This window comes from Salmonella sp. SJTUF15591 (assembly GCF_043356435.1).
Taxonomy (GTDB): domain Bacteria; phylum Pseudomonadota; class Gammaproteobacteria; order Enterobacterales; family Enterobacteriaceae; genus Salmonella; species Salmonella enterica.
This window is the reverse complement of the sequence record NZ_JBEUJO010000006.1, coordinates 290970-315042: the sequence shown is the minus strand read 5'-3', so window position 1 is coordinate 315042 and position 24073 is coordinate 290970. Positions and strand designations below refer to the sequence as shown.

General features: G+C 53.2%; 19 protein-coding genes, 2 tRNA genes and 3 other RNA genes. 10 read left to right on the top strand and 14 right to left on the bottom strand.

The annotated features are described in order from the left end of the window. The first annotated feature begins 40 nt into the window (after positions 1-40). From purU to ABVM99_RS16330, 6 genes are all read left to right on the top strand, one after another. A complete protein-coding gene (gene purU / locus ABVM99_RS16355; RefSeq protein ID WP_001191156.1) occupies positions 41-883 on the top strand; it encodes a formyltetrahydrofolate deformylase in 843 nt (280 codons plus the stop codon). 170 nt (positions 884-1053) lie between these two features. Then, a non-coding RNA gene (locus ABVM99_RS16350) (RtT sRNA) lies at positions 1054-1195 on the top strand. Positions 1196-1223: 28 nt separating this feature from the next. Beyond that, a tRNA-Tyr gene (locus ABVM99_RS16345) sits at positions 1224-1308 on the top strand. Between the two features lie 44 nt (positions 1309-1352). Beyond that, positions 1353-1478: non-coding RNA, RtT sRNA (locus tag ABVM99_RS16340), on the top strand. A 34-nt stretch (positions 1479-1512) separates the two neighbouring features. After that, a tRNA-Tyr gene (locus ABVM99_RS16335) sits at positions 1513-1597 on the top strand. A 50-nt stretch (positions 1598-1647) separates the two neighbouring features. Then, positions 1648-1779, top strand: a non-coding RNA gene (locus tag ABVM99_RS16330) — RtT sRNA. Between the two features lie 102 nt (positions 1780-1881). Here the strand turns inward: ABVM99_RS16330 and ABVM99_RS16325 are convergent. The 6 genes from ABVM99_RS16325 to narK form a co-directional block, all read right to left on the bottom strand. Next, on the bottom strand, positions 1882-3411 hold the full coding sequence (locus ABVM99_RS16325) for a tetratricopeptide repeat protein (RefSeq protein WP_023195710.1): 1530 nt from the start codon (positions 3409-3411) through the stop codon (positions 1882-1884). A 241-nt stretch (positions 3412-3652) separates the two neighbouring features. After that, positions 3653-4330 (bottom strand): respiratory nitrate reductase subunit gamma, encoded by a 678-nt coding sequence (gene narI, locus ABVM99_RS16320; RefSeq protein WP_000545594.1) that lies wholly within the window; start codon positions 4328-4330, stop codon positions 3653-3655. Beyond that, complete coding sequence (gene narJ, locus ABVM99_RS16315) at positions 4330-5040, bottom strand: nitrate reductase molybdenum cofactor assembly chaperone (RefSeq protein ID WP_000571668.1); 711 nt, start codon at positions 5038-5040, stop codon at positions 4330-4332. The genes narI and narJ overlap by 1 nt, the downstream gene beginning before the upstream one ends. After that, complete coding sequence (gene narH, locus ABVM99_RS16310) at positions 5037-6572, bottom strand: nitrate reductase subunit beta (protein ID WP_000702629.1); 1536 nt, start codon at positions 6570-6572, stop codon at positions 5037-5039. The genes narJ and narH overlap by 4 nt, the downstream gene beginning before the upstream one ends. Beyond that, positions 6569-10312 (bottom strand): nitrate reductase subunit alpha, encoded by a 3744-nt coding sequence (locus ABVM99_RS16305; RefSeq protein ID WP_000032890.1) that lies wholly within the window; start codon positions 10310-10312, stop codon positions 6569-6571. Before ABVM99_RS16305 ends, narH begins: the two co-directional genes overlap by 4 nt. A 388-nt stretch (positions 10313-10700) precedes the next feature. Then, complete coding sequence (gene narK / locus ABVM99_RS16300; RefSeq protein WP_000019848.1) at positions 10701-12098, bottom strand: nitrate transporter NarK; 1398 nt, start codon at positions 12096-12098, stop codon at positions 10701-10703. 340 nt (positions 12099-12438) lie between these two features. On the opposite strand from narK, the gene narX reads away from it, so the two are divergent. Together narX and narL are read left to right on the top strand one after the other, a co-directional pair. Continuing rightward, positions 12439-14235, top strand: coding sequence for a nitrate/nitrite two-component system sensor histidine kinase NarX (gene narX, locus ABVM99_RS16295; RefSeq protein ID WP_000476244.1), 1797 nt, complete (start codon positions 12439-12441; stop codon positions 14233-14235). Continuing rightward, positions 14228-14878, top strand: coding sequence for a two-component system response regulator NarL (narL, locus tag ABVM99_RS16290; RefSeq protein WP_001064598.1), 651 nt, complete (start codon positions 14228-14230; stop codon positions 14876-14878). Before narX ends, narL begins: the two co-directional genes overlap by 8 nt. On the opposite strand, the gene ABVM99_RS16285 is transcribed toward narL, so the two are convergent. Further along, positions 14879-16303, bottom strand: coding sequence for a YchO/YchP family invasin (locus ABVM99_RS16285; RefSeq protein WP_024145518.1), 1425 nt, complete (start codon positions 16301-16303; stop codon positions 14879-14881). Between the two features lie 176 nt (positions 16304-16479). On the opposite strand from ABVM99_RS16285, the gene ABVM99_RS16280 reads away from it, so the two are divergent. Next, on the top strand, positions 16480-16833 hold the full coding sequence (locus ABVM99_RS16280) for a DsrE/DsrF/TusD sulfur relay family protein (RefSeq protein WP_001179794.1): 354 nt from the start codon (positions 16480-16482) through the stop codon (positions 16831-16833). Between the two features lie 79 nt (positions 16834-16912). Here the strand turns inward: ABVM99_RS16280 and chaB are convergent, their stop codons facing one another. Beyond that, on the bottom strand, positions 16913-17143 hold the full coding sequence (chaB, locus tag ABVM99_RS16275) for a putative cation transport regulator ChaB (protein ID WP_023195658.1): 231 nt from the start codon (positions 17141-17143) through the stop codon (positions 16913-16915). A 266-nt stretch (positions 17144-17409) separates the two neighbouring features. Here chaB and chaA point away from each other — a divergent pair, with 266 nt between their 5' ends. After that, positions 17410-18510: a sodium-potassium/proton antiporter ChaA gene (chaA, locus tag ABVM99_RS16270; RefSeq protein ID WP_000148418.1), complete on the top strand. Its 1101-nt coding sequence runs from the start codon at positions 17410-17412 to the stop codon at positions 18508-18510. Between the two features lie 53 nt (positions 18511-18563). On the opposite strand, the gene kdsA is transcribed toward chaA, so the two are convergent. The 6 genes from kdsA to hemA are packed head-to-tail and all read right to left on the bottom strand — an operon-like array spanning position 18564 to position 23867. Then, positions 18564-19418 (bottom strand): 3-deoxy-8-phosphooctulonate synthase, encoded by an 855-nt coding sequence (gene kdsA, locus ABVM99_RS16265; protein WP_000811046.1) that lies wholly within the window; start codon positions 19416-19418, stop codon positions 18564-18566. A 37-nt stretch (positions 19419-19455) separates the two neighbouring features. Further along, the gene (gene sirB1, locus ABVM99_RS16260) at positions 19456-20265 is read right to left on the bottom strand and encodes an invasion regulator SirB1 (protein WP_001257065.1); all 810 of its coding nucleotides are present in this window, start codon (positions 20263-20265) and stop codon (positions 19456-19458) included. A 3-nt stretch (positions 20266-20268) separates the two neighbouring features. After that, positions 20269-20658, bottom strand: coding sequence for an invasion regulator SirB2 (sirB2, locus tag ABVM99_RS16255; RefSeq protein ID WP_000150667.1), 390 nt, complete (start codon positions 20656-20658; stop codon positions 20269-20271). After that, a complete protein-coding gene (gene prmC / locus ABVM99_RS16250; RefSeq protein WP_023195735.1) occupies positions 20655-21488 on the bottom strand; it encodes a peptide chain release factor N(5)-glutamine methyltransferase in 834 nt (277 codons plus the stop codon). Before prmC ends, sirB2 begins: the two co-directional genes overlap by 4 nt. Next, positions 21488-22570: a peptide chain release factor 1 gene (prfA, locus tag ABVM99_RS16245; protein ID WP_000804703.1), complete on the bottom strand. Its 1083-nt coding sequence runs from the start codon at positions 22568-22570 to the stop codon at positions 21488-21490. Before prfA ends, prmC begins: the two co-directional genes overlap by 1 nt. A 40-nt stretch (positions 22571-22610) precedes the next feature. Further along, positions 22611-23867 (bottom strand): glutamyl-tRNA reductase, encoded by a 1257-nt coding sequence (gene hemA / locus ABVM99_RS16240; RefSeq protein WP_000173208.1) that lies wholly within the window; start codon positions 23865-23867, stop codon positions 22611-22613. Between the last annotated feature and the right edge of the window lie 206 nt (positions 23868-24073).

Genomic DNA, 24073 nt, shown 5'->3' with positions numbered 1-24073 from the left:
TATCGATACAGCAAACACTCTCAACAGGATTTTTCCGGCAATGCAATCACTACAACGTAAAGTTCTGCGTACTATTTGTCCCGATCAAAAAGGCCTTATCGCGCGGATTACCAACATTTGCTATAAGCACGAGCTTAATATTGTGCAAAACAATGAATTTGTGGACCATCGCACCGGACGCTTTTTTATGCGGACCGAGCTGGAAGGCATCTTCAATGATTCCACTCTTCTGGCCGATCTGGACAGCGCCTTACCGGAAGGCTCTGTTCGTGAACTCAATCCCGCCGGACGCCGTCGGGTAGTGATTCTGGTTACCAAAGAGGCGCATTGTCTGGGCGACCTGCTGATGAAAGCCAACTATGGCGGGCTGGATGTTGAAATCGCCGCGGTCATTGGCAACCATGAAACGTTACGCTCGCTGGTTGAACGTTTTGAGATCCCTTTCGAACTGGTCAGCCATGAGGGATTAACGCGTGAAGAGCATGACACGAAGATGGCGGACGCCATTGATGCCCATCAACCGGACTATGTGGTGCTGGCCAAGTATATGCGTGTTTTGACGCCAGGTTTTGTGGCGCGCTTCCCGAACAAAATTATCAATATCCACCACTCATTCCTGCCGGCGTTTATCGGCGCGCGCCCTTATCATCAGGCCTATGAGCGCGGCGTGAAAATCATCGGCGCTACCGCGCACTATGTGAATGATAATCTGGATGAAGGCCCAATCATTATGCAGGACGTGATTCACGTCGATCACACCTACACCGCAGAAGATATGATGCGTGCCGGGCGCGACGTTGAGAAAAACGTATTAAGCCGCGCGCTGTATCAGGTTCTGGCGCAGCGGGTCTTTGTTTACGGCAATCGGACGATTATTCTTTAATCGTCAGTAATATGAATTGATTAGCTTTAATCCGTTACGGATGAAAAGTACGCAAACAGTTCATTTCAGGCAAAGGAATGCTTTACAGCGGCGTGTCATTTGATATGATGCGCCCCGCTTCCTAAAAGGAAGCGGGCCAGTATTAAGCATTACCCCGTGGTGGGGTTCCCGAGCGATCATAAGGGAGCTGACTGCAAATCTGCCGTCATCGACTTCAAGGTTCGACTCGAGCAATAGTGAGAGAACGTTGCCGTAGGCAACGGCCCGAAGGGTGAGGAGCTTTAGCTCCGAATAATCCTTCCCGCTATAGAATGCAAGCAGCATAATGAATTTATCCCGTGGTGGGGTTCCCGAGCGGCCAAAGGGAGCAGACTGTAAATCTGCCGTCATCGACTTCGAAGGTTCGAATCCTTCCCCCACCACCATTATTCACTACAGCGATGTAGTTAACTCGATGAGCAATGCAGAAGTTTGCACTTGTCGGGGAAGGGTGAGAACCTTCGATTAAGGTTCGACTCGAGCGAAAGAACGTTGCCAACGGTAACGGCCCGTAGGGTGAGGAGTGAAGCGACGAATAATCCTTCCACCACCACCATCTTCAAGCTTTACCTACAATTTGAATTACCCCTGGTGGGGTTCCCGAGCGGCCAAAGGGAGCAGACTGTAAATCTGCCGTCATCGACTTCGAAGGTTCGAATCCTTCCCCCACCACCATCATGATCTTCAGAAAGCATCTAACCTTCATTCGACATCGGTTTGTCATAATTCTATCCATATGGGGAAGGATGAGAAGCTTCGACTAAGGTTCGATTCGAGCGAAAGCGAGAAAGCGTTGCCGCAGGCAACGACCCGAAGGGCGAAGCGCGCAGCGCTGAGTCATCCTTCCCCCACCACCATTACTTCATAAGGCACCAATTTCAAATCAATCAGCACTGCCCCGTATCCTTACCCCACAGGCAGACTTCACACCATGGTGCCATAGCTTATTGGTTATCTTATCAATACTTCTTCCTGGCAATCTTTTTCGCCTCCTTTGACTGGTCAATTTTTCGCCAGATGAGATTAAAGGCGGCATATGTCTCGCTAAGTTGATCTGGGGTGAGCGTTCCCTTGAGTCGGTTTCTTTCGGCAATGAGCGCTGAACAATCATCCTTAGATTTTTCCGTATACATACTTGCCATGTAATACCAAATATAGGCCTGCTTATTATCTTTAGGCACACCGTGGCGCCCATGAGCATAAATTTCCCCAAGCGCTGATTGTGCCGGAGTAAACCCCTGCTCTGCCGCTTTAAGGTACCACTTCAGCGCATTCCGGCTATTTTCAGGCACGCCTCTTCCCGTGCTATATGCCACGCCAAGCTGATATTGCGCTTTCGCAAAATCCTGTTTTGCTGCTTTTCGATACCATGCGATAGCCTGTCTGTCGCTTTGCGCGACGCCGCGACCAAATGCAGACATGATGCCAAGATGCGTTTGCGCAGCAGGCAGCCCCTGGCGAGCGGCTTTGCGATACCACGCCAGCGCCTGTTGGTAGTCCTGAGAAACGCCCTCGCCCTGCATAAACATCACGCCGATCGCATCCTGCGCCTCGGCCAATCCTTGCGCTGCGGCTCTGCGATACCACTCCAGCGCCAGGTTGTGATCTTTCAATAAGTGATAACCGTTGTAATACCATACGCCAAAATTGTACTGTACCTTTGCCATCACGCGTTGCGCTGTTTTTCGATACCACGTCTGAGAGTGAACCTGGTCAGCGGGATGCGCTTTATCATAGAGCGCATTCAGCGGAATGTGGCCTGGCGTATAGCTGCCTGGTATACCTTCATTAAGCCAGTAAACTGCCTGACGATAATCCTGAGGCACGCCTTCACCATAAAAATAGGCAACACCGAGATAAAGTTGCGCGGGGTCGTACATATTTTCCGCCGCTTTACGCATCAAGATCGCCGTTTGCTGATAATCCTGAGGAACGCCCTGACCGTGGGCGTACATTACTCCAAGCTTAAATTGTGCTGACGAAGCTGAACCCTGTCCGCGGACAACGCCCGCATCATTGGTTGGAGAGGCGGCTTTTCGATACCACTCCAGCGCTAGCTGGGTATTTTGGGGAAACCCATCGCCATACATATAGGCGTCACCGAGGATTTCTTGCGTACTACTATCCCCTAGTTCTGCCGCCTTGCGATACCACTCCAGCGCTTTTTGTCGACTAAGTGGAAAATTTTCACCATAGTTGTAATGATAGCCAAGGATGAAATAGGAAAAATCCGAACCTTGTTTACCCGCTTTCTCCAGCCATTTTATGGCTAGTTTATAATCAGGCTTAACATATCGCCCCTCCGCATACCAGCTTCCAAGCGCGAACTGCGCGCTTTCATCTCCTTGTTCCGCTTTTTGCTCTAATTCCTGAACGTACTGGCATTCTTCTGAGTCGGGGGGATAGCGCTCCTCGCAGACAGCAGAGTGAGCCATTTTTGAAATAAATATATTTAATATTATTATTTTGAAAATTGATGAAAAACGCATACAACTATCCTTATTGTCGTTTATGGCGTGATTATATGCTGCATCATCCTTTTTCTGCTTACAAAAAACTCGCACAGATGCTGAATAAACTCAGAAACAAAGAGTCCGGATTCAGATGCCAGACATGGCAGATCCGCTGTAAACGAAACAAGGCGGCGGTCGATAAGGCATTTATGCCGCACTCCGGCAAACAGCCATAAAAAAACTCCGCCGAAGCGGAGTTTAGGGCATCGAGAGAAAATCAGTGACGTGCACGAACAATCTGGTATTTGCGGGTCAGGTACTCGACCGGCACGCTCCAGATATGCACCAGGCGCGAGAATGGGAATAACAGGAACAGCGTCATCCCCAGTACCAGGTGCATACGGAAGATAAAGGCCACACCGTCCAGATGTGCGGATGCGCCACCGTGGAAGGTCACAACTGACTGCGCCCACCCGACCAGCTTCATCATTTCACTCCCGTCCATATGCTGGGCGGAAAACGGAATGGTCAGCAGGCCCAGCGCGCACTGAATCACCAGCAGCGAGAGAATCAAAATATCTGCGCCGGTAGTGGTGGCGCGGACACGTGGGCTAAACAGACGACGCTTGAGCAGTAAAATACCGCCAACCAGTGTCAGCACGCCGCAGGCGCCGCCGGCAATCATCGCCATCTTCTGCTTCACGTCGACCGGCAGAAAAGCTTCATACATCCAGTGCGGCGTTAACATGCCCAGGAAGTGACCGGCGAAAATACCCAGAATCCCAATGTGGAACAGGTTTGACGCCAGGTTCATTCCTTTGCGATCCAGCATCTGACTGGAAGCCGCCCGCCAGGTGTACTGGCCGTAGTCGTAACGTAACCAGCTACCGATCAGAAATACCGATCCGGCAATGTACGGGTAGATATCAAAGAAGAACATATTCAGGAAGTGCATTAGTGCTGTCCTCCGGTGGTGATATTCAGATATTGCGGCGCCACGGCCCCGGCAAAACGACGCTGGTGAGCGGAGATTTCCGACTCGCCACACCCTTGATCGGCGAAGAATTTCACCTGCTCTTCTTCCCAGACCGCATCCAACGCCTGTGGGGTATCATCACGTGCTTCATTCGCAATTTTTTCAGCCACTTTATCGCTGTCGATAACGGTATTCGCCAGTTTTAACAGCAGATCGAACAGCACCGCATAACGGCTGTCACGCTGTTGCAAACGTGCGCTGAGCAACGCCAGAATCGGCGCGATATCCTGTAACCCCCCTAACGCTTCGCTTTTCGGCAATTGCGCAAGGTATTCCAGATACAGCGGCAGATGATCGGGAAGTTCGCGACTGTCGAGCTGCAAACCGTGCTGTTCATACTGTGCCATCAGGTCAACCATCGCCTGACCGCGATCGCGGGATTCCCCGTGTACATGTTCAAACAGCAGCAGCGATGTGGCGCGACCACGGTCAAACAGTTCACTGTAGGCGGCCTGTACATCCAGCATGTCCTGCGCGGTTAAATCGCGCAGGAAAACGCCCAGAGTCTGGGCATCCTCTTTATCCAGGTTCTCAGATGACGCGAGCGCATCGAACAACTCCTGCTGATGCTGCCACAGGGCAGCATCCGGGTACTCGAGCAGACGCGAAACAATGACGAGTTCAATCATGCGTGCGGCTCCGTTTTGCTGGTCACATCAACAGCGTCGATGCGGCGGCTGTTGAACAGATTGAATTTGGTATCAGACCCGTGGCAACCATCGCCGAAGGTAAAGCCACAACCGCTTTTCTCCGGGAATGCGTCACGCGCCAGTTCACGATGGCTGCTCGGTACCACAAAGCGATCTTCATAATTAGCAATCGCCAGGTAACGATACATTTCCTGCGCCTGGGCTTCGCTTAAACCCACCTCTTCCAGCGCGCGGGTATCCACTTTACCGTCTACGGTTTCCGCACGTTTGTAGTGACGCATCGCCAGCATCCGTTTCAGCGCCAACAGTACCGGTTGGGTGTCGCCAGCGGTCAACAGGTTCGCCAGGTACTGCACCGGGATACGCAGACTGTCTACATCCGGCAGAATACCGTTGCTGCCCAGTTCACCCGCGTCGGCGGCAGACTGAATCGGTGACAAAGGCGGCACGTACCAGACCATCGGCAGCGTGCGGTATTCCGGATGCAGCGGCAGCGCCAGCTTCCAGTCCATCGCCATTTTGTATACTGGCGATTGCTGCGCCGCATCGATCACGCTCTGCGGCACGCCGTCCTTCAGCGCCTGCTCAATGACAGCCGGATCGTTTGGATCGAGGAACACGTCCAGTTGACGCTGGTACAGATCTTTTTCGTTTTCCGTACTGGCGGCGCTTTCAATGGCATCTGCGTCATACAGCAGTACGCCGAGATAACGGATACGGCCCACGCAGGTTTCGGAGCAAACGGTCGGCTGACCGGCTTCGATACGCGGGTAGCAGAAGATGCACTTCTCGGACTTGCCGCTCTTCCAGTTGAAGTAAATTTTCTTGTACGGGCAACCGGTGATACACATCCGCCAGCCGCGGCACTTGTCCTGGTCGATCAGCACGATGCCATCTTCTTCACGCTTGTAGATAGCACCGCTCGGGCAGGTCGCCACGCACGCCGGGTTGAGACAGTGCTCGCACAGGCGCGGCAGGTACATCATGAAGGTGTTTTCGAACTGGCCGTACATCGCCTTCTGCATGTTTTCGAAGTTCTGGTCTTTGGCGCGTTTTTCGAACTCACCGCCCAGAATCTCTTCCCAGTTTGGCCCGCTGGTAATTTTGTCCATCCGCTGGCCGGTAATCAGCGAGCGCGGACGCGCGATCGGCTGGTGTTTGCTTTCCGGCGCGGTATGCAGGTTCTGGTAGTCGTAATCAAACGGCTCGTAGTAGTCGTCGATGCCCGGCAGATGCGGGTTAGCGAAGATTTTACCCAGCAGCAGCGCCCGGTTGCCCATGCGCGGCTGTAGTTTGCCGTTGATTTTGCGGATCCAGCCGCCTTTCCATTTTTCCTGATTTTCCCAGTCATTCGGAAAACCAACGCCAGGCTTACTTTCTACGTTGTTAAACCACGCGTATTCCATACCTTCGCGACTGGTCCAGACGTTTTTACAGGTGACTGAACAGGTATGACAGCCGATGCACTTATCGAGATTCAGCACCATGCCGACTTGTGAACGAATTTTCATTTTACGCTCTCCTGTACCTGGTCATTGCCTTCGCCATCCAACCAGTTAATGTTCTTCATCTTACGTACCACCACAAACTCATCGCGGTTGGAGCCGACGGTACCGTAGTAGTTAAAGCCGTAGGCTAACTGCGCATAGCCGCCGATCATATGGGTCGGTTTCGGCGTAATGCGGGTCACCGAGTTGTGGATCCCACCGCGCTGCTGGGTAATTTCCGACCCCGGCAGGTTTACGATACGTTCCTGCGCGTGGTACATCATGGTCATGCCCGCCGGTACACGCTGGCTGACCACTGCGCGTGCGGTCAATGCGCCGTTGCTGTTGAAGACTTCGATCCAGTCGTTATCTTCAATGCCCAGATCTTTGGCGTCGGTTTCGCTCATCCACACAATCGGGCCGCCACGCGACAAGGTCAGCATCAACAGGTTATCGCTGTAGGTCGAGTGGATACCCCATTTCTGGTGCGGCGTCAGGAAGTTGAGCGCCTTCTCCGGATTACCGTTGGATTTACGCCCCATCACCGCTTTCACCGAGCGGGTGTCGATCGGTGGGCGATACACCAGCAGACTTTCGCCGAAGTCGCGCATCCACTGGTGATCCTGATACAACTGTTGGCGACCAGACAGCGTACGCCACGGGATCAGCTCGTGAACGTTGGTATAACCGGCGTTATAAGAAACGTGCTCATCTTCCAGACCAGACCAGGTCGGGCTGGAGATAATTTTGCGCGGCTGGGCCTGAATATCGCGGAAGCGGATTTTCTCTTCTTCTTTATTGGTCGCCAGATGCGTATGGTCGCGACCGGTAAACTCGCTCAGCGCCGCCCAGGCTTTCACCGCCACCTGACCGTTGGTTTCCGGCGCTAACGTCAGGATCATCTCTGCCGCGTCAATCGCCGTGTTGAGCATCGGCTGGCCTTTCGCCGGACCGTCCGCTTTGGTGTAATTAAGCTTACGCAGCAAGTCCATTTCGCTTTGCGTGTTCCAGGCAATCCCTTTCCCGCCGTTGCCGATTTTCTCCATCAGCGGGCCGATAGAGGTAAAGCGTTCGTAAGTCGCCGGGTAATCGCGCTCAACGGTCATGATGTGCGGCGCGGTTTTCCCTGGAATCAGATCGCATTCGCCTTTTTTCCAGTCTTTCACGTCCAGCGGCTGCGCCAGTTCAGCGGCAGAATCGTGCTGGATCGGCAGCGTCACGACGTCAGTCTCTTTACCCAGGTGGCCTACACAGACTTCGGAGAATTTCTTCGCAATGCCTTTGTAGATTTCCCAGTCGCTTTTCGATTCCCAGGCCGGATCTACGGCGGCAGACAGCGGATGAATAAACGGATGCATATCCGAGGTATTCATATCGTCTTTTTCATACCAGGTGGCGGTCGGCAGTACGATATCGGAGTACAGGCAGGTGCTCGACAGGCGGAAGTCCAGCGTCACCACCAGATCCAGTTTGCCGTCCAGACCATTGTCACGCCACTCCACTTCTTCCGGCTTCACACCGCCCTGTTTACCCAGATCCAGCCCCTGAATACCATGCTCAGTACCCAGCAGATATTTCAGCATGTACTCATGGCCCTTACCGGAAGACCCAAGCAGGTTTGAACGCCAGATGAACAGGTTACGCGGGTGGTTTTTACCGTTTTCCGGCTGCTCGGCGGCAAAGCGAATCGAACCCTCTTTCAGGGATTTGACGGTATAGTCTACCGGCGTCATACCGGCTTTTTCCGCTTCACGCGCAATGTACAGCGGGTTAGTGCCTAACTGCGGTGCCGACGGCAACCAGCCCATACGCTCGGCGCGCACATTGAAGTCAATCAGATGACCGCTATAGCGGGATTTGTCCGCCATCGGCGACAATAATTCCTCGGCGGTCACCGTCTCGTAGCGCCACTGGCTGGAGTGGTTATAGAAGTAAGAGGTGCTGTTCATGTGACGCGCCGGACGCTGCCAGTCAAGGGCAAACGCCAGCGGCTGCCAGCCGGTCTGCGGACGCAGTTTTTCCTGGCCGACGTAGTGCGCCCAACCGCCGCCGCTCTGACCAACGCAACCACAGAACACCAACATATTGATCAGCCCGCGATAGTTCATATCGAGGTGATACCAGTGGTTCAGACCGGCGCCAACGATAATCATTGAACGCCCGTGCGTTTTGTCCGCGTTATCGGCGAACTCCCGTGCGATACGGATGATCTGCGCCCGCGGCACGCCAGTGATCTGCTCGGCCCATGCTGGCGTATACGCTTTGGTATCATCATAACTGGCGGCGCAATTTTCATCGTTGAGGCCGCGTTCCAGACCATAGTTCGCCATGGTCAGGTCATACACGGTAGTGACTAACGCTGAAGAACCATCGGCCAGTTGCAGACGTTTAACCGGCAATTTATGCAGCAGGACGTTATCCAGCGCCACATGATTAAAGTACTCTGAACCTTCGCCGCCGAAATACGGGAAGCCCACGTCAGCAATCTCATCCTGGCTGCCCAGCAAGCTGAGCTGCAATTCAGTTTCTGCACCGGTAGTCCCGTCGCGCTGTTCGAGGTTCCATTTGCCTTTTTCGCCCCAGCGGAAACCAATTGAACCGTTTGGCGCCACCATTTCACCGTTGCTGTTGATAGCGACGGTTTTCCATTCCGGGTTATTTTCCTGCCCCAGCGAATCAACGAGATCGGCAGCGCGCAGCATACGACCTGCGGCATAATAACCATCACGCTCTTCAAGCATCACCAGCATTGGCATGTCGGTATAGCGACGGACATAATCGGTGAAGTACTGGCGCGGGTTGTCGAGGTGGAACTCGCGCAGCATGACGTGGCCCATCGCCAGCGCCATCGCCGCATCGGTCCCCTGCTTCGGCGCCAGCCACAGATCGCACAGTTTGGCGATTTCAGCATAGTCCGGCGTCACCGCGACGGTTTTAGTGCCTTTGTAACGTACTTCGGTAAAGAAGTGGGCATCCGGCGTACGGGTTTGCGGCACGTTAGAGCCCCAGGCGATAATATAGCTGGAGTTGTACCAGTCAGCGGATTCCGGCACGTCGGTCTGCTCGCCCCAGGTTTGCGGGGAAGCTGGCGGCAGGTCGCAGTACCAGTCGTAGAAGCTCAGGCAGGTACCGCCAATCAGTGAAAGATAACGTGCGCCGGAAGCGTAGGAAACCATCGACATCGCCGGGATGGGTGAGAAGCCCGCGACGCGGTCAGGGCCATAGGTTTTCACGGTGTACACGTTGGAAGCGGCGATCAGCTCGTTCACTTCCTGCCATGAGGAGCGAACAAAGCCGCCACGACCACGCGCCTGTTTGAAGCTTTTGGCTTTATCGGCATCTTCAATGATGGAGGCCCATGCCTCTACCGGATCGCGATGCAGTTTTTTCGCCTCGCGCCACATCTTCATCAGACGTTTGCGCATTAGCGGATATTTCAGTCGGTTAGCGCTGTAGAGATACCAGGAGTAGCTTGCGCCGCGCGGGCAGCCGCGAGGTTCATGGTTTGGCATATCAGGACGGGTGCGCGGGTAATCGGTTTGCTGTGTTTCCCAGGTCACCAGACCATTTTTGACATAAATTTTCCAGCTACAAGAACCGGTGCAGTTCACCCCATGGGTTGAGCGCACAATTTTGTCATGCTGCCAACGTTGGCGGTATCCGTCCTCCCAGTCCCGGTTTGTTTCGAGAAGCTGGCCGTGCCCATCGGCAAAGGTTTCGCCCTTCTGCTTGAAGTAGCGAAACCGGTCCAGGAATTTACTCATCGGGTTTCTCCTGTGTGGAACCTTACGGCTCTCTGATAAATCGACATTGCTTAACTAAGGGCGAAGGTAACGCGCTGAATGGGCGTGAGAATTGATAACGATCAAGGCGGACAGGGATGCAAATGGCGCGCAAACCTCCTGCATACTCCTTTGGGAGGAGGAGTTTTATTTATATATATTACTGATTTAATTACATAAAATTAAATTTACGCACGACATGAATGTTAAATTTTCAACAAGTGGGTATTAAGGGGTATCCCCCTGGATGACCGATAAAGATGTGCGTGGTTAGCCCTGCCGCGTCTCTCTTCTTGATTATAAGTATGTTGTAACTAAATACAGATAAAAAAAAAGCGCGGTCTAACGCCGCGCAAAGGATAATCAAAAGTTACTTTTTATTTTTAGAATGACGTCCATATACCGCCCAGGTAATAACGACGCAGGCGATATAGAAAATAAGAAAGACTTTCATCGCGCCGACTGGAGAACCGGTTAATGCTAAAGATGAACCAAACGCTTTCGGAATAAAAAAGCCGCCAATCGCGCCAATCGCGGAAATAAAGCCCAGCGCCGCCGCCGTATCGGTCGCCGCTTCACGCATGGCTCTTTCGTCCGACCCGCCTTCCGCTTTTACCCGGTCCATCGTCAGTTTACGGAAGATAACGGAGATCATCTGGAAGGTAGAACCACTCCCCAACCCAGCCGTCAGGAACAGCGCCAGAAATACCCCGTAGAACGCGATAAAGCTACCGCCAACGCCGCCAGTAGGTAATGTCAGGAACAGCAGACCGCTGAAAATCGCCATCAGGACAAAGTTGATAAGCGTGACGCGAGTCCCCCCCAGACGGTCAGAAATTGCGCCGCCTGCCGAACGCGCCAGCGCGCCGATAAACGGACCGAAAAACGCATAATGCAGGATCTGCACATCCGGGAATTGCGTTTTAGACAGCATAGCGAACCCCGCGGAGAAACCGATAAACGATCCGAAGGTCGCCAGATACAGCAGACTCATGATCCACAGATGACCACGTTTGAGCACCGGCAGTTGCTCTTTTAGCGAGGCCTTAGACGTCGCCAGTTCGTTCATGCCGAACCACGCCGCCAGCGTAAAAATGGCCAGGAAAGGCACCCAAATCCAGGCTGCGTTCGCCAGATAGAGCTGAGAACCGTCCGGCTGCTCTACACCGTGGCTGCCAAAGGCGGCAAAGATAGAGAGCGAAACCACCAGCGGCGCAACCAGCTGCATCACGCTCACGCCCATATTGCCCAGACCGCCGTTCAGACCCAGCGCGCCGCCCTGCTTTTGTTTAGGAAAGAAAAAGCTGATGTTCGCCATACTGGAGGCAAAGTTCGCGCCGGCAAAACCACACAGCAAGGAAATAATAATGAAAGTGCTAAAAGGCGTACTGGTATCCTGAACGGCAAAGCCTAACCATACGCAAGGCACGATGAGGATACCGGTACTGAACGCTGTCCAGCGACGTCCGCCAAATAGCGGCACCATAAAGGAGTAAGGCACCCGTAGCAGCGCGCCGGAAACAGATGGCAGCGCAGTCAACATAAAGAGCTGATCGGTCGTAAAATTAAATCCCACTTTCGGCAGGTTCACCGCCACTGCGCTGAATAGCATCCAGACGCAAAACGCCAGCAATAAACACGGGACAGAAATCCACAAATTACGGCTGGCGACACGATGGCCGCGCTGCTGCCAGAACGCCGGATCTTCCGGACGCCATTCCGTGATAACAGCGCCAGTTGCCCTTTCCGGGGCGGATGAGTGACTCATAGACACCTCTGATTCTTGATTTGATGTCTGCCACATTAGGGTTTACTGCCGAAGGTAAGTTGATATAAATCAAAGGAAAAGTCGTCATCACCGGCGACTAAAAAGCGTTATTATCCTTAATGAGTAGGCTATTTTGGTAAAAAAGCTGTGGTTTTTCACCATGCTGTGTCTGTCTACTCCTTCCCGTCGCAGATACCTCTCTACGGCGGCAATTAAGGAGTAACTCGTTATAGGTATGGGTATACTCCGCTGTATCGTTGAGAATAGCGGCACAGCCGATTGACGCCCCTCTTTTTTGCTACGTTTTTTCGGCGACATTACCCCGAAGAAAGAAGGTAACATGTTTAAACGGTGTTTCTCTCCTCTTACGCTGGTTAACCAACTGGCGCTGATTGTCATGCTCTCTACCGCTATCGGCGTGGCGGGGATGGCGGTTTCCGGCTGGCTGGTTCAGGGCGTGCAGGGTAGCGCTCATGCGATTAATAAAGCGGGCTCATTGCGTATGCAAAGCTATCGACTACTGGCCGCTGTCCCGCTGGATGCTAAAGATCAAAAGCTGCTGGATGAGATGGAGCAAACGGCATTCAGCCCTGAACTGACCCGCGCCGCTGAGCGAGACGGGCAGCAGAAGCAGCTTAAAGCGTTGCAGGATTACTGGCATAACGAACTCTCGCCAGGGCTACAGCACGCGCAAAACGCGCACGCGGTCGCAGAAGATGTCACGCGCTTTGTGGCGGGCCTGGATCGCCTGGTGACGTCGTTCGACCATACGACTGAATTGCGTATCGAACGCGTGGTATTAGTTCACCGGGTAATGGCGATCTTTATGGCGCTATTGCTGGTATTTACGATTATCTGGCTACGTGTTCGCCTTTTGCAGCCCTGGAAACAGTTGTTATCAATGGCGCGCGCCGTCAGTCAGCGCGACTTTACCCAACGTGCCAATATCAGTGGACGCAATGAGATGGCCGCGTTGGGTTCTGCGCTCAATAATATGTCTGAAGAACTGGCCGAAAGTTATGCGGTACTGGAACAGCGCGTACAGGAAAAAACAGCCGGTCTGGAACATAAAAACCAGATTCTCTCGTTTTTGTGGCAAGCCAACCGCCGACTGCATTCACAGGCTCCGCTATGTGAACGTCTTTCACCGGTACTGAATGGCCTGCAAAATTTAACCCAGTTGCATGATATTGAGCTACGAGTCTATGACCTGGAAGATGAAGATAATCACCAGGAATTTACCTGTCAGTCGGACATCAGTTGCGATGATAAAGGCTGCCACCTTTGCCCACGTAGCGCCCTGCCGATGATTAACGGCGGCACCACCTTAAAATGGCGGCTCACCGACTCTCACACCCAATACGGTATTTTGCTGGCGACGCTGCCCTATGGACGCCATCTCAGCCACGATCAGCAACAGTTGGTGGACACGCTGGTTGAACAGCTTACCGCGACTCTGGCGCTCGACAGGCATCAGGAGCGCCAGCAGCAGTTGATTGTCATGGAAGAGCGTGCCACCATTGCCCGCGAACTGCATGATTCTATTGCCCAGTCGCTCTCTTGTATGAAGATGCAGGTGAGCTGCCTGCAAATGCAGGGCGACGTGTTACCGGAAAGCAGCCGTGAGTTACTCAGCCAAATTCGCAATGAGCTAAACTGCTCCTGGGCGCAACTGCGCGAACTGTTAACCACTTTCCGCTTACAGTTGACGGAACCCGGGCTACGTCCGGCGCTGGAAGCAAGCTGCCAGGAGTTCAGCGCCCGGTTTGGCTTTACGGTAAAACTGGATTATCAGCTTCCCCCCCGCCTGGTGCCTTCACACCAGGCGATACACCTGTTGCAAATTGCCAGGGAAGCCCTCAGCAACGCCCTTAAACACTCTCATGCCGACGATGTGGTGGTGACAGTGACGCAATGTGGCAAACAGGTCAAACTAAAAGTGCAGGATAATGGCTGCGGCGTCCCGGAAAACGCCGAACGCAGTAATCACTACGGCATGATCATCATGCGCGATCGGGCGCAAAGTTTGCGCGGCGATTGCCAGGTACGCCGACGCGAGACTGGCGGAACAGAGGTCACTGTTACTTTTATTCCAGAAACAAACTTCACAGAAACCCAGGGAGATACCCATGAATAATCAGGAACCAGCAACCATCCTGTTAATCGACGACCATCCGATGCTACGGACGGGTGTAAAGCAGCTTGTGAGTATGGCGCCCGATATCAGCGTGGTCGGAGAAGCCAGCAACGGTGAGCAGGGTATTGACCTGGCGGAATCGCTCGATCCCGATCTGATCCTCCTTGATTTGAATATGCCGGGAATGAATGGTCTCGAAACGCTGGATAAATTACGCGAAAAAGCACTGTCAGGACGTATTGTCGTTTTCAGCGTATCCAACCATGAAGAAGATGTCGTCACGGCGCTAAAGCGCGGCGCGGATGGTTATCTGTTGAAAGACATGGAGCCTGAGGACTTGCTCAAAGCGTTACAACAGGCCGCCGCCGGCGAAATGGTATTAAGTGAAGCGTTAACGCCGGTACTGGCGGCCAGCCTGCGGGCCAACCGCGCCACCACCGATCGCGATGTAACGCAACTCACCCCGCGTGAGCGCGATATTCTGAAGCTCATCGCGCAGGGATTGCCGAATAAGATGATTGCCCGGCGTCTGGATATCACCGAAAGTACGGTCAAAGTGCACGTGAAACATATGCTCAAGAAAATGAAGCTGAAATCGCGCGTGGAGGCCGCCGTCTGGGTGCATCAGGAACGCATCTTTTAATTATTGCTCCTGGAACGGTTGCCAATGCGGATTATCGTCCGGCATCGTGATAAACGGTTCAGTCAGCGCGAGCGTGATCTCATTGGAAGAGACACGCTGACCTTTTTCATCCTCAACCACCACCGATAAACGCCAGCGATTTGCCGCGCCTTCGCGGTGATCCCAGGCCGGCATAATGATTGTCCAGCCCTCGATACTGCGGGTGTCCGTTCCTGCCGTCAAACTTAAGGCCTGTGTATCGCCCTGCCAGCTCAAATGACGAATACCGTGCACGCTGCGCACCTGCAATTTTAACGCAACCGTCTCACCAGGCGTAAGATCCCAGGGCGGCGTCGCCAGAAAAACCGTTAACGTTTTACGCTGCCGATACTCCATTGTCGGCAGCGAGTTACGTTGCGGCGTATCATAGCGGCTACCGCGTAATGACTGGCTTTGCGCCACTTCACTGGCGGCAAGCTGCTTTTTGAGCGGCACGCCGAAGCGGTAGTTAAGCGTCAGCCCCAGGTTATTTTGACTGACCCCGCTCTCGCCCTGTTTGTGCTGGGCGGTCATGGTAAGCAAAGGTATTGGCGTATAGTTGAGACCCAGTTTTAACGCGACAGGATTGTGATACCCCGTTCCGGAGTCAAACAGATCCACGCTATCGCCAAAGTACTGCTCCAGACTAACGCTGGTATTGATATGCTGGTAAAACGGCAGCCGCATTTGCGCGTTGATATCATATCCGCGCGCCATTCGCTGTTCTAAGGTCGCCGTATGCGTCTGCCAGTCGGCAAAAGGCTGATAATAGTTGGCGGATAAACGCAAATATTCTCCCCACGCCTCCGCGCCAAAGCCGGCGCGCTGCAGATTTTCATCCAGCAGATTATCGTAAAAGGTATTATAGCCAAGAAGCCAGCCATCCTGCGCCCAGCGCTGTCCTATACCAACGTTGCTTACCAGTCCGTCAGTCTGTTGCGTAAGACCAAGCTGGCTCCAGGTCAGATAGCGCTGTTTATCCTGTAAAGGGATAAACCAGCTTCCGCGACTGCCGTTAAAATGACCTTCGTTATCGACGTTAATATCCACGCTGGCGCTGCCCCAGGCTGATAGCCAGCTTTCAAGCTGCTGGTTAACCTGCTCGCTGACCACATCACGTACCTGTCCGAAAGCAAATTGCCGCGCCTGTTCACCGGTATCCAGATCGTTATTTTTCATGCTGGCTTCGCCAAACGCTTTGGCCATCTCGGCAAAATGCTTTTCCCCTTCGTGGGATTCCGGCATCATGCCTAAATCCGGCAGACGGTTTTGCGTGAAAGGGTCTTGCGCCTGCGCACGGATCGTACCGCTGGCAGCCAGCAAGAGAAGCGAGAGTGAGAATGAACGAAAAACAATACGGCTCAACGTGTCGGCAACTTCTACAACAAAAGATAAGAGGAATGGCATCAGAGTAAACCATAACGTTTCCGGACAGGTTTTGCAGCCTTTTCTCGTGCTTCCAGGAATATCCTTATTTTTTCCGCAGAGCGTCCCGGGATTTTCTCCACGCATTTGGCGGTACCCGGTTCCCGAGGTAACATAACGCCATTGCCGACAAAATTTCTCAAGGAGAAGGGTTATCCATGCAAAATATCGTCATTATCGCTAACGGCGCCGCCTACGGCAGCGAATCATTATTTAATAGCCTGCGTCTGGCCATTGCGCTGCGCGAGCAGGAAAGCCATCTCGATTTACGCCTGTTTTTGATGTCAGATGCCGTAACCGCAGGGTTACGCGGTCAAAAACCGGCCGAAGGCTACAATATTCAGCAAATGCTGGAAATTCTGACCGCGCAAAACGTACCGGTAAAATTATGCAAAACCTGTGCGGACGGACGTGGTATCACTCCCCTGCCGCTGATTGACGGTGTGGAAATCGGAACGCTGGTCGAGCTGGCGCAATGGACGCTGGCGGCGGACAAAGTGCTGACATTTTGAATCTGTACGCGGGAAAAGCTCCCGCGTCAGGATAGACTTCCGGCAAGAAAATCAGGCTAACACGTGAGTAATACCGCGTTTATTTTTTCTTATGCCATTTATCATTCTCGCCTTTTTCATAATCGTTTTTAACCGCCGCCCAGGCGACTTTGTGTGCGGTTTCCTCGCGACTGGCGTCATCACGACGATCGGCTTTATCTTTATATTGCTCCCAGGCGCTATTAAACGCTTCTTTGTAAATGTCCTGGGCATGGGCTGGAAGAACATTCCGCACATTATCGGGTAAATCACTTTTAGCTTTATACGGCATCCGCACCTCCGTCTTCAGGGAAAACATTAAGTGTGGTAAACAATGCGTTATTACGCCAGTCGAGGAGGATTTTTGCTTTTTACGGAAATTAACTTTTTGTTATTTAAACACTGTTAAAACAAGATCGTTGTTTTACTGACCTTGAAAGAAAAAAATCGTCTACGCCGTAAAACTACGTAAAAAACCACTAAAAAAATACAAATTTCTGCTATTTTTATCTTCTTTACTCTTTCCAAAATATTAACACCTGCACAAGGGAGACCCTCATGACACATGCCTGTGAGGCGGTGAAAACCCGCCATAAGGAGACTTCGCTTATTTTCCCGGTTCTTGCGCTGGTAGTGCTGTTCCTTTGGGGAAGCAGCCAGTCACTACCAGTGGTTATTGGCATCAATATCCTTGCACTTATTGGTATTTTAAGCAGCGCATTTAGCGTGGTCCGTCATGCCGATGTATTAGCGCACCGACTCGGCGAACCCTATGGATCGCTTATTTTAAGCCTGTCCGTCGTTATTCTTGAGGTGAGTTTAATTTCCGCGCTGATGGCTACCGGCGATGCTGCGCCAACGCTTATGCGCGATACGCTCTACTCTATTATTATGATTGTCACCGGGGGACTGGTCGGTTTCTCGTTGTTGTTGGGCGGGCGTAAATTCGCAACGCAATATATGAATTTATTTGGGATTAAGCAGTATCTTATCGCGCTGTTTCCGCTGGCGATTATTGTGCTGGTTTTTCCAATGGCATTGCCGCAAGCCAATTTCTCTACCGGTCAGGCATTATTGGTCGCGTTAATTTCCGCCGCGATGTACGGCGTATTTTTGTTGATTCAAACCAAAACGCACCAGAGCTTATTTATCTATGAACATGAAGATGAAGGCGATGATGACAATCCACACCACGGTAAACCCTCCGCGCACAGTAGCGGCTGGCATACGGTCTGGTTACTCATTCATTTAATTGCGGTCATTGCCGTTACCAAAATGAATGCCAGCCCGCTGGAGGCGTTGCTGACCAGCATGAACGCCCCGGTCGCCTTTACCGGTTTCCTGGTCGCGTTGTTAATTCTCTCGCCGGAAGGACTGGGCGCGCTGAAGGCGGTACTGAATAATCAGGTTCAGCGGGCAATGAATCTGTTCTTCGGATCGGTGTTGGCGACGATTTCATTAACCGTGCCGGTCGTCACGCTCATCGCCTGGGCGACAGGTAATGATCTGGTGTTTGGTTTAGGCGCGCCGGAAATGGTAGTGATGGTGGCCTCGTTAGTACTGTGCCATATTTCGTTCTCTACCGGACGCACCAACGTGCTAAACGGCGCGGCGCATCTGGCTCTATTTGCCGCCTATCTGATGACGATTTTTGCCTGATATAAAAAAGCCGGATAGTGTCTTATCCGGCCTACACAAGCTAAAAACCGCAATCAGTTCTCGGTATCCAGCTCGTCGAAGCTTTTCACCAAATCATCAATCGCTTTTATCTGGGTCAGGAACTGCTCCAGTTTCGCCAGCGGCAGCGCGGAAGGACCGTCGCACTTCGCGTTAGCCGGATCCGGATGCGACTCCAGGAACAGGCCCGCCAGACCGACAGCCATACCGGCGCGCGCCAGCTCGGTCACCTGACCACGACGACCGCCCGAGGCAGCGCCAAATGGGTCGCGGCATTGCAGCGCATGGGTAACGTCGAAAATCACCGGCGAGTTGCCGGAGACCTTTTTCATCACGCTAAAGCCCAACATATCCACCACCAGGTTGTCATAGCCGAAGTTCGCGCCGCGATCGCACAGAATCACCTTATCGTTACCGCCCTCATGGAACTTATCCACGATATTGCCCATCTGACCCGGGCTTACGAACTGCGGCTTTTTCACGTTAATCACAGCGCCGGTTTTCGCCATCGCTTCCACCAGGTCGGTCTGGCGCGCCAGAAACGCCGGGAGCTGAATCACGTCAACCACATCAGCCACAGGCTGCGCCTGGCTGGCTTCATGGACGTCAGTGATCACTTTTACGCCAAATGTCTGCTTGAGTTCCTGGAAGATTTTCATCCCTTCTTCCAGGCCCGGCCCACGGTAAGAGTGAATAGAGGAACGGTTGGCTTTATCAAAAGAGGCCTTGAACACGTAAGGAATACCCAGCTTCTGGGTAACGGTTACGTAGTGCTCACAAATGCGCATTGCCAGATCGCGTGACTCCAGCACGTTCATACCGCCAAACAGCACAAACGGCAGGTCATTTGCCACCTTAATGTCGCCAATGTTAACCACTTTTTGTTTCATAGGATCGCCTTACACTTATAGGTAAAATGTCGGTTAATTAATGTAGAACAATTTGCTTGTGCGCAATGGTGTTGATCTGCGCACGAATCATTTCGCTGATCGGGTCTTCCGGACACTGTTCAACGAAGTAGCTTAAATCAGTCAGCGCAACGTGTTCACACTCAAGCTGCGCGTAGATCAACCCGCGGTCACGGATTTCGTAAGGATCTTCCGGGTTAAATTGCAACAATGCTTCGCTAACGCGCAGCGCCAGCTCCATTTGCCGTTCCTCCATCAGCGAGGATTTCAGCGTATCCAGTAGCTTACGAATCACTTCGGCGTTATCCGCCTCGTCCAAATCTTCGTTAAACAACTCGGCGACCGGACTAATATTGCCTTTTAACCAGACTTCCAGAGTATGTTCATCAAGCGTTTCACCGTTGAACGGGTTAATCAGCCACATTTCCCCTTCCAGCGATTCAATACGCAAAATCAGCTGCGTTGGGAAGATAACGGGCACCAACGGCAAATCAAGACGGTTTGCTATCCATAATAAAATAGCGCCCAACGATACCGCGCTCCCCTGGCGTTTTTTCAGGACTTTATCGAGCCATAAAGCATCAGAAAGACGGTAGACGCCGCGGGAGTCCGTGAACCCCCACTCGCCGTAAAAAAGTGCCAGCAATTTTTCCAGTTGCTCATCCTGAGACAGGAGCTGGCTAATTTCTTCCTGCGCCAGACTGACCAGACGTTCCAGTTCGTCGTAGACAAACTGCGTGGGAAAATCCAGGCGAATCATCTCTGATGCCAGGATCATGCCATCACACAGCGGCGCATTGTTAAATTCGAAATCAGCTAACGACCTCATGACTTACCCCAGTAACGGTATTTTTGTGGTGGCGAGTTTAATGATGATGTACAGCACCACCAGCGCCAGCGGGAAAGCGATAAAACGCGCCTGCTGGCTGCGCGCCTGACGATAATCAAGCGCAATAAAACCCAAAACGATGTAGATGATAACGCCAAACAGTTTTTCAGTCAGCCATGAGCCCGACTCCGTGAATGGCAGGATGTGCGTTTTAACGATTAACCCAATACCGCTAAGCAGTAACAGGGTATCTATGACGGGAGGCACGATTCGTGTCCAGCGCGCGGCGGCCAACGCATGGCCGCAATAGCGCCACCAGTAACGAGCGACAAACAAACTGACGGAGAGCGCAACACAGATAAGATGGAGCGTGAGCAACATTGCAATTGTCATCGCGTAAAACGTCCGCAGGTCACGCGTTCATTACCGCCATAATCACGACACGTTTCTACATCCGAGTAACCAGACCGCCTGAAAACCGCTCTTACCGCTTCGCCTTGCTGCCAACCGTGTTCCAACAGCAGGAAGCCGCCGGGCGTTAACATCTGGCGGGCGTTATCGATAATATGCGTAAGATCCGCCATACCGTTTTCGTCCGCCACCAACGCCGAGCGCGGTTCAAAGCGTACATCGCCTTCGCTAAGGTGCGGGTCCTGCGCATCAATGTAGGGCGGATTGCTGACAATCATGTCGAACTGCTGCCCCGATAGCGCGCTGAACCAACAACTTTGCAGTATACGCACATTCCGGATAGCCAAATGTTCCGCGTTGCGTATCGCCAGCGCAACCGCATCAGGCATACGATCGACCGCAGTCACCTCGCAATCCGGTCGCTCGCAGGCCAGCGCCAGCGCAATCGCGCCGGTTCCGGTGCCTAAATCCAGAATACGACAGGTTTTTACCGGCAATCGCGCCAACGCCTGTTCAACCAGACATTCGGTATCCGGGCGCGGGATTAGCGTGGCGGGAGAAACGAAGAGCGGCAGCGACCAGAATTCGCGTAAGCCCGTCAGGTACGCAATAGGTTCGCCCTGTTTACGCCGCTGCAGCAGGTCCGCGAGCTGTTGTTGCTGGACGTCGGTAAGCGGCGTTTCGCCAAAAGCCATGATATACGTCCGCCCCTTGCCCGTAACGTACTCTAGCAGGATCTCGGCGTCGCGCCGGGGGCTGTCGCTGTCCCGGAGCTGGTTTACCGCCTCATGCAGCCAGTGCTGAAAATCCATTATTCCTGCTCGGACAATGCGGCTAACAGGTCAGCCTGATGTTCCTGAACAATCGGCTCAATCAGCATATCCAGCTTACCTTCCATCGTTTCATCAAGGCGATATAACGTCAGATTAATACGATGATCGGTCACGCGCCCCTGCGGGAAATTATAGGTCCGGTTACGATCGCTGCGATCGCCGCTGCCAAGCAGATTGCGTCGCGTTGACGCCTCGGCCTGCTGGCGTTTTGCCGTTTCGGCGGCGTGAATGCGCGCCCCGAGCACCGAGAGCGCTTTCGCTTTGTTTTTATGCTGCGAACGCTCGTCCTGGCATTCCACCACGATGCCGGTCGGCAAGTGGGTAATACGGATAGCGGAGTCGGTGGTGTTAACGTGCTGACCGCCCGCGCCGGAAGAACGAAACGTATCAATGCGCAGATCCGCCGGGTTAATATCCGGCAGCTCGGCTTCCGGCAGCTCCGGCATCACGGCGACGGTACAGGCGGAGGTATGGATACGCCCCTGCGACTCGGTCGCCGGAACACGCTGTACGCGGTGTCCGCCGGACTCAAATTTCAGTCGGCCATACACGCCGTCGCCGCTGATTTTGGCGATGATCTCTTTATAACCGCCATGCTCGCCTTCGCTCATGCTCATAATCTCCACACGCCAGCGGCGCGCTTCGGCATAACGGCTGTACATGCGGAACAGATCGCCGGCAAACAGCGCGGCTTCGTCGCCGCCGGTACCGGCGCGAACCTCAAGGAACGCGTTTCGTTCATCGTCCGGATCTTTCGGCAGCAGCAGTACCTGTAACTGTTGCTCCAGTTGTTCGCTTTTTTCTTTCGCTTCGCGCAGTTCTTCCTGCGCCATTTCTCGCATTTCAGGATCGTCGAGCATCATCTGAGCCGTCTCGATATCGTCCTGAACCTGTTGCCAGTCCGTAAAACAGCGAGAAACGTCGCTTAATTGCGCATATTCGCGCGACAATGCGCGAAAGCGGTCCTGGTCGGCGATAATTCCCGCATCGCCCAGCAACGCCTGAACTTCCTCATGGCGTTCGTGCAGGGCTTCCAGTTTGGCAACGATAGAAGGCTTCATAGGCGTAAATTCACCCTGTAAAAAAGTGTGGTGTGTGCTGCTACTCCAGCCCGAGGCTGTCGCGCAGAATATTCAGGCGTTCGTCATCCCCGTCACGGGCAGCCTGTTGAAGTGATTTCGTTGGCGCATGAATCAGGCGGTTGGTCAGTTTCCATGCCAGATCCTGCAAGATGGCTTGCGCATCACCGCCCTGTTGAAGGGCCGACAGCGCTTTGGTAGTCAGTTCGTCACGAATCTGCTCCGACTGACTACGGTATTCCCGAATGGTCTCGCTGGCCCCCTGGGCGCGTAGCCAGGCCATAAACTCGCTGGCTTCCTGCTCAACAATCGTTTCCGCTTCTACCGCCGCAGCCTGACGCTGCGCCAGATTATGCGAAATGATGCTCTGTAAATCATCGACGCTATAAAGATAAGCGTTCGCCAGTTTGCCGACTTCCGGCTCAACGTCGCGCGGTACGGCGATATCCACCAGCAGCATCGGCTGGTTGCGACGGCTTTTTAATGCGCGCTCCACCATGCCTTTACCGATAATCGGCAGCGGGCTGGCGGTCGAACTGATGATAATATCGGCATCCTGCAAACGGGCGTCGATATCGCTGAGCGAGATAACCTCAGCGCCTACTTCATCCGCCAGGGCTTGCGCGCGCTCGCGGGTTCGGTTGGCGATAATCATCTTTTGTACTTTATGCTCGCGAAGGTGACGCGCCACCAGTTCAATGGTTTCGCCCGCGCCAACTAACAGTACAGTGACCGTCGAGAGCGATTCGAAGATTTGGCGGGCGAGCGTACAGGCGGCAAACGCGACGGAGACGGCGCTGGCGCCGATATCGGTTTCAGTCCGCACTCGCTTGGCGACGGAAAAAGACTTCTGAAACATTCGCTCCAGCGCGCTGGCGTTAAGGTGGCCTTTTTGCGAATCCGCAAACGCTTTTTTCACCTGACCGAGGATTTGCGGTTCGCCCAGCACCAGTGAATCCAGACCGCTGGCGACGCGCATCAGGTGGCTGACGGCGTCATTGTCCTGATGCCAGTACAGACTGTTGCGCAGATCGTCCTCGTTCAGGTTATGGTAATCGCATAACCAGCGGATCAGCGCTTCCTGCAGGTTATCCTGCTCTTCCACGCTCAAATACAGTTCTGTACGGTTACAGGTTGACAGCACGACCCCGCCCTGCACCATTGGCTGCGCAAGCAGGCTGTCCAGCGCCTGATCAAGCGTGTCCGGCGAAAACGTTACGCGTTCTCGCAGCGATACAGGTGCCGTTTTATGGTTAATACCGAGCGCTAAAAGGGTCATGTCTGCGGGAGTAGTACCAGCGTTGATATGGTTAGTCTGCTTGCATCATACAGGATGCGCGTGGTCAATAAAAGAGAGAGCCCCCTTTTGGAGTAATTGGCAGCGCTCGCTAATTTGATGATTTAAGACAACTTGAAAGTAGACGATGTCACCAGGCGGCGCTAGCATTAAAGGCTATAACTGTAACCGATAGCAAAAATTTGCCG

Excerpts from the sequence above, each read along its gene's own strand:
- purU (WP_001191156.1), top strand. The coding sequence starts at position 41 with ATGCAATCACTACAACGTAAAGTTCTGCGTACTATTTGTCCCGATCAA.
- ABVM99_RS16325 (WP_023195710.1), bottom strand. The coding sequence starts at position 3,411 with ATGCGTTTTTCATCAATTTTCAAAATAATAATATTAAATATATTTATT.
- narI (WP_000545594.1), bottom strand. The coding sequence starts at position 4,330 with ATGCACTTCCTGAATATGTTCTTCTTTGATATCTACCCGTACATTGCC.
- narJ (WP_000571668.1), bottom strand. The coding sequence starts at position 5,040 with ATGATTGAACTCGTCATTGTTTCGCGTCTGCTCGAGTACCCGGATGCT.
- narH (WP_000702629.1), bottom strand. The coding sequence starts at position 6,572 with ATGAAAATTCGTTCACAAGTCGGCATGGTGCTGAATCTCGATAAGTGC.
- ABVM99_RS16305 (WP_000032890.1), bottom strand. The coding sequence starts at position 10,312 with ATGAGTAAATTCCTGGACCGGTTTCGCTACTTCAAGCAGAAGGGCGAA.
- narK (WP_000019848.1), bottom strand. The coding sequence starts at position 12,098 with ATGAGTCACTCATCCGCCCCGGAAAGGGCAACTGGCGCTGTTATCACG.
- narX (WP_000476244.1), top strand. The coding sequence starts at position 12,439 with ATGTTTAAACGGTGTTTCTCTCCTCTTACGCTGGTTAACCAACTGGCG.
- narL (WP_001064598.1), top strand. The coding sequence starts at position 14,228 with ATGAATAATCAGGAACCAGCAACCATCCTGTTAATCGACGACCATCCG.
- ABVM99_RS16285 (WP_024145518.1), bottom strand. The coding sequence starts at position 16,303 with ATGCCATTCCTCTTATCTTTTGTTGTAGAAGTTGCCGACACGTTGAGC.
- ABVM99_RS16280 (WP_001179794.1), top strand. The coding sequence starts at position 16,480 with ATGCAAAATATCGTCATTATCGCTAACGGCGCCGCCTACGGCAGCGAA.
- chaB (WP_023195658.1), bottom strand. The coding sequence starts at position 17,143 with ATGCCGTATAAAGCTAAAAGTGATTTACCCGATAATGTGCGGAATGTT.
- chaA (WP_000148418.1), top strand. The coding sequence starts at position 17,410 with ATGACACATGCCTGTGAGGCGGTGAAAACCCGCCATAAGGAGACTTCG.
- kdsA (WP_000811046.1), bottom strand. The coding sequence starts at position 19,418 with ATGAAACAAAAAGTGGTTAACATTGGCGACATTAAGGTGGCAAATGAC.
- sirB1 (WP_001257065.1), bottom strand. The coding sequence starts at position 20,265 with ATGAGGTCGTTAGCTGATTTCGAATTTAACAATGCGCCGCTGTGTGAT.
- sirB2 (WP_000150667.1), bottom strand. The coding sequence starts at position 20,658 with ATGACAATTGCAATGTTGCTCACGCTCCATCTTATCTGTGTTGCGCTC.
- prmC (WP_023195735.1), bottom strand. The coding sequence starts at position 21,488 with ATGGATTTTCAGCACTGGCTGCATGAGGCGGTAAACCAGCTCCGGGAC.
- prfA (WP_000804703.1), bottom strand. The coding sequence starts at position 22,570 with ATGAAGCCTTCTATCGTTGCCAAACTGGAAGCCCTGCACGAACGCCAT.
- hemA (WP_000173208.1), bottom strand. The coding sequence starts at position 23,867 with ATGACCCTTTTAGCGCTCGGTATTAACCATAAAACGGCACCTGTATCG.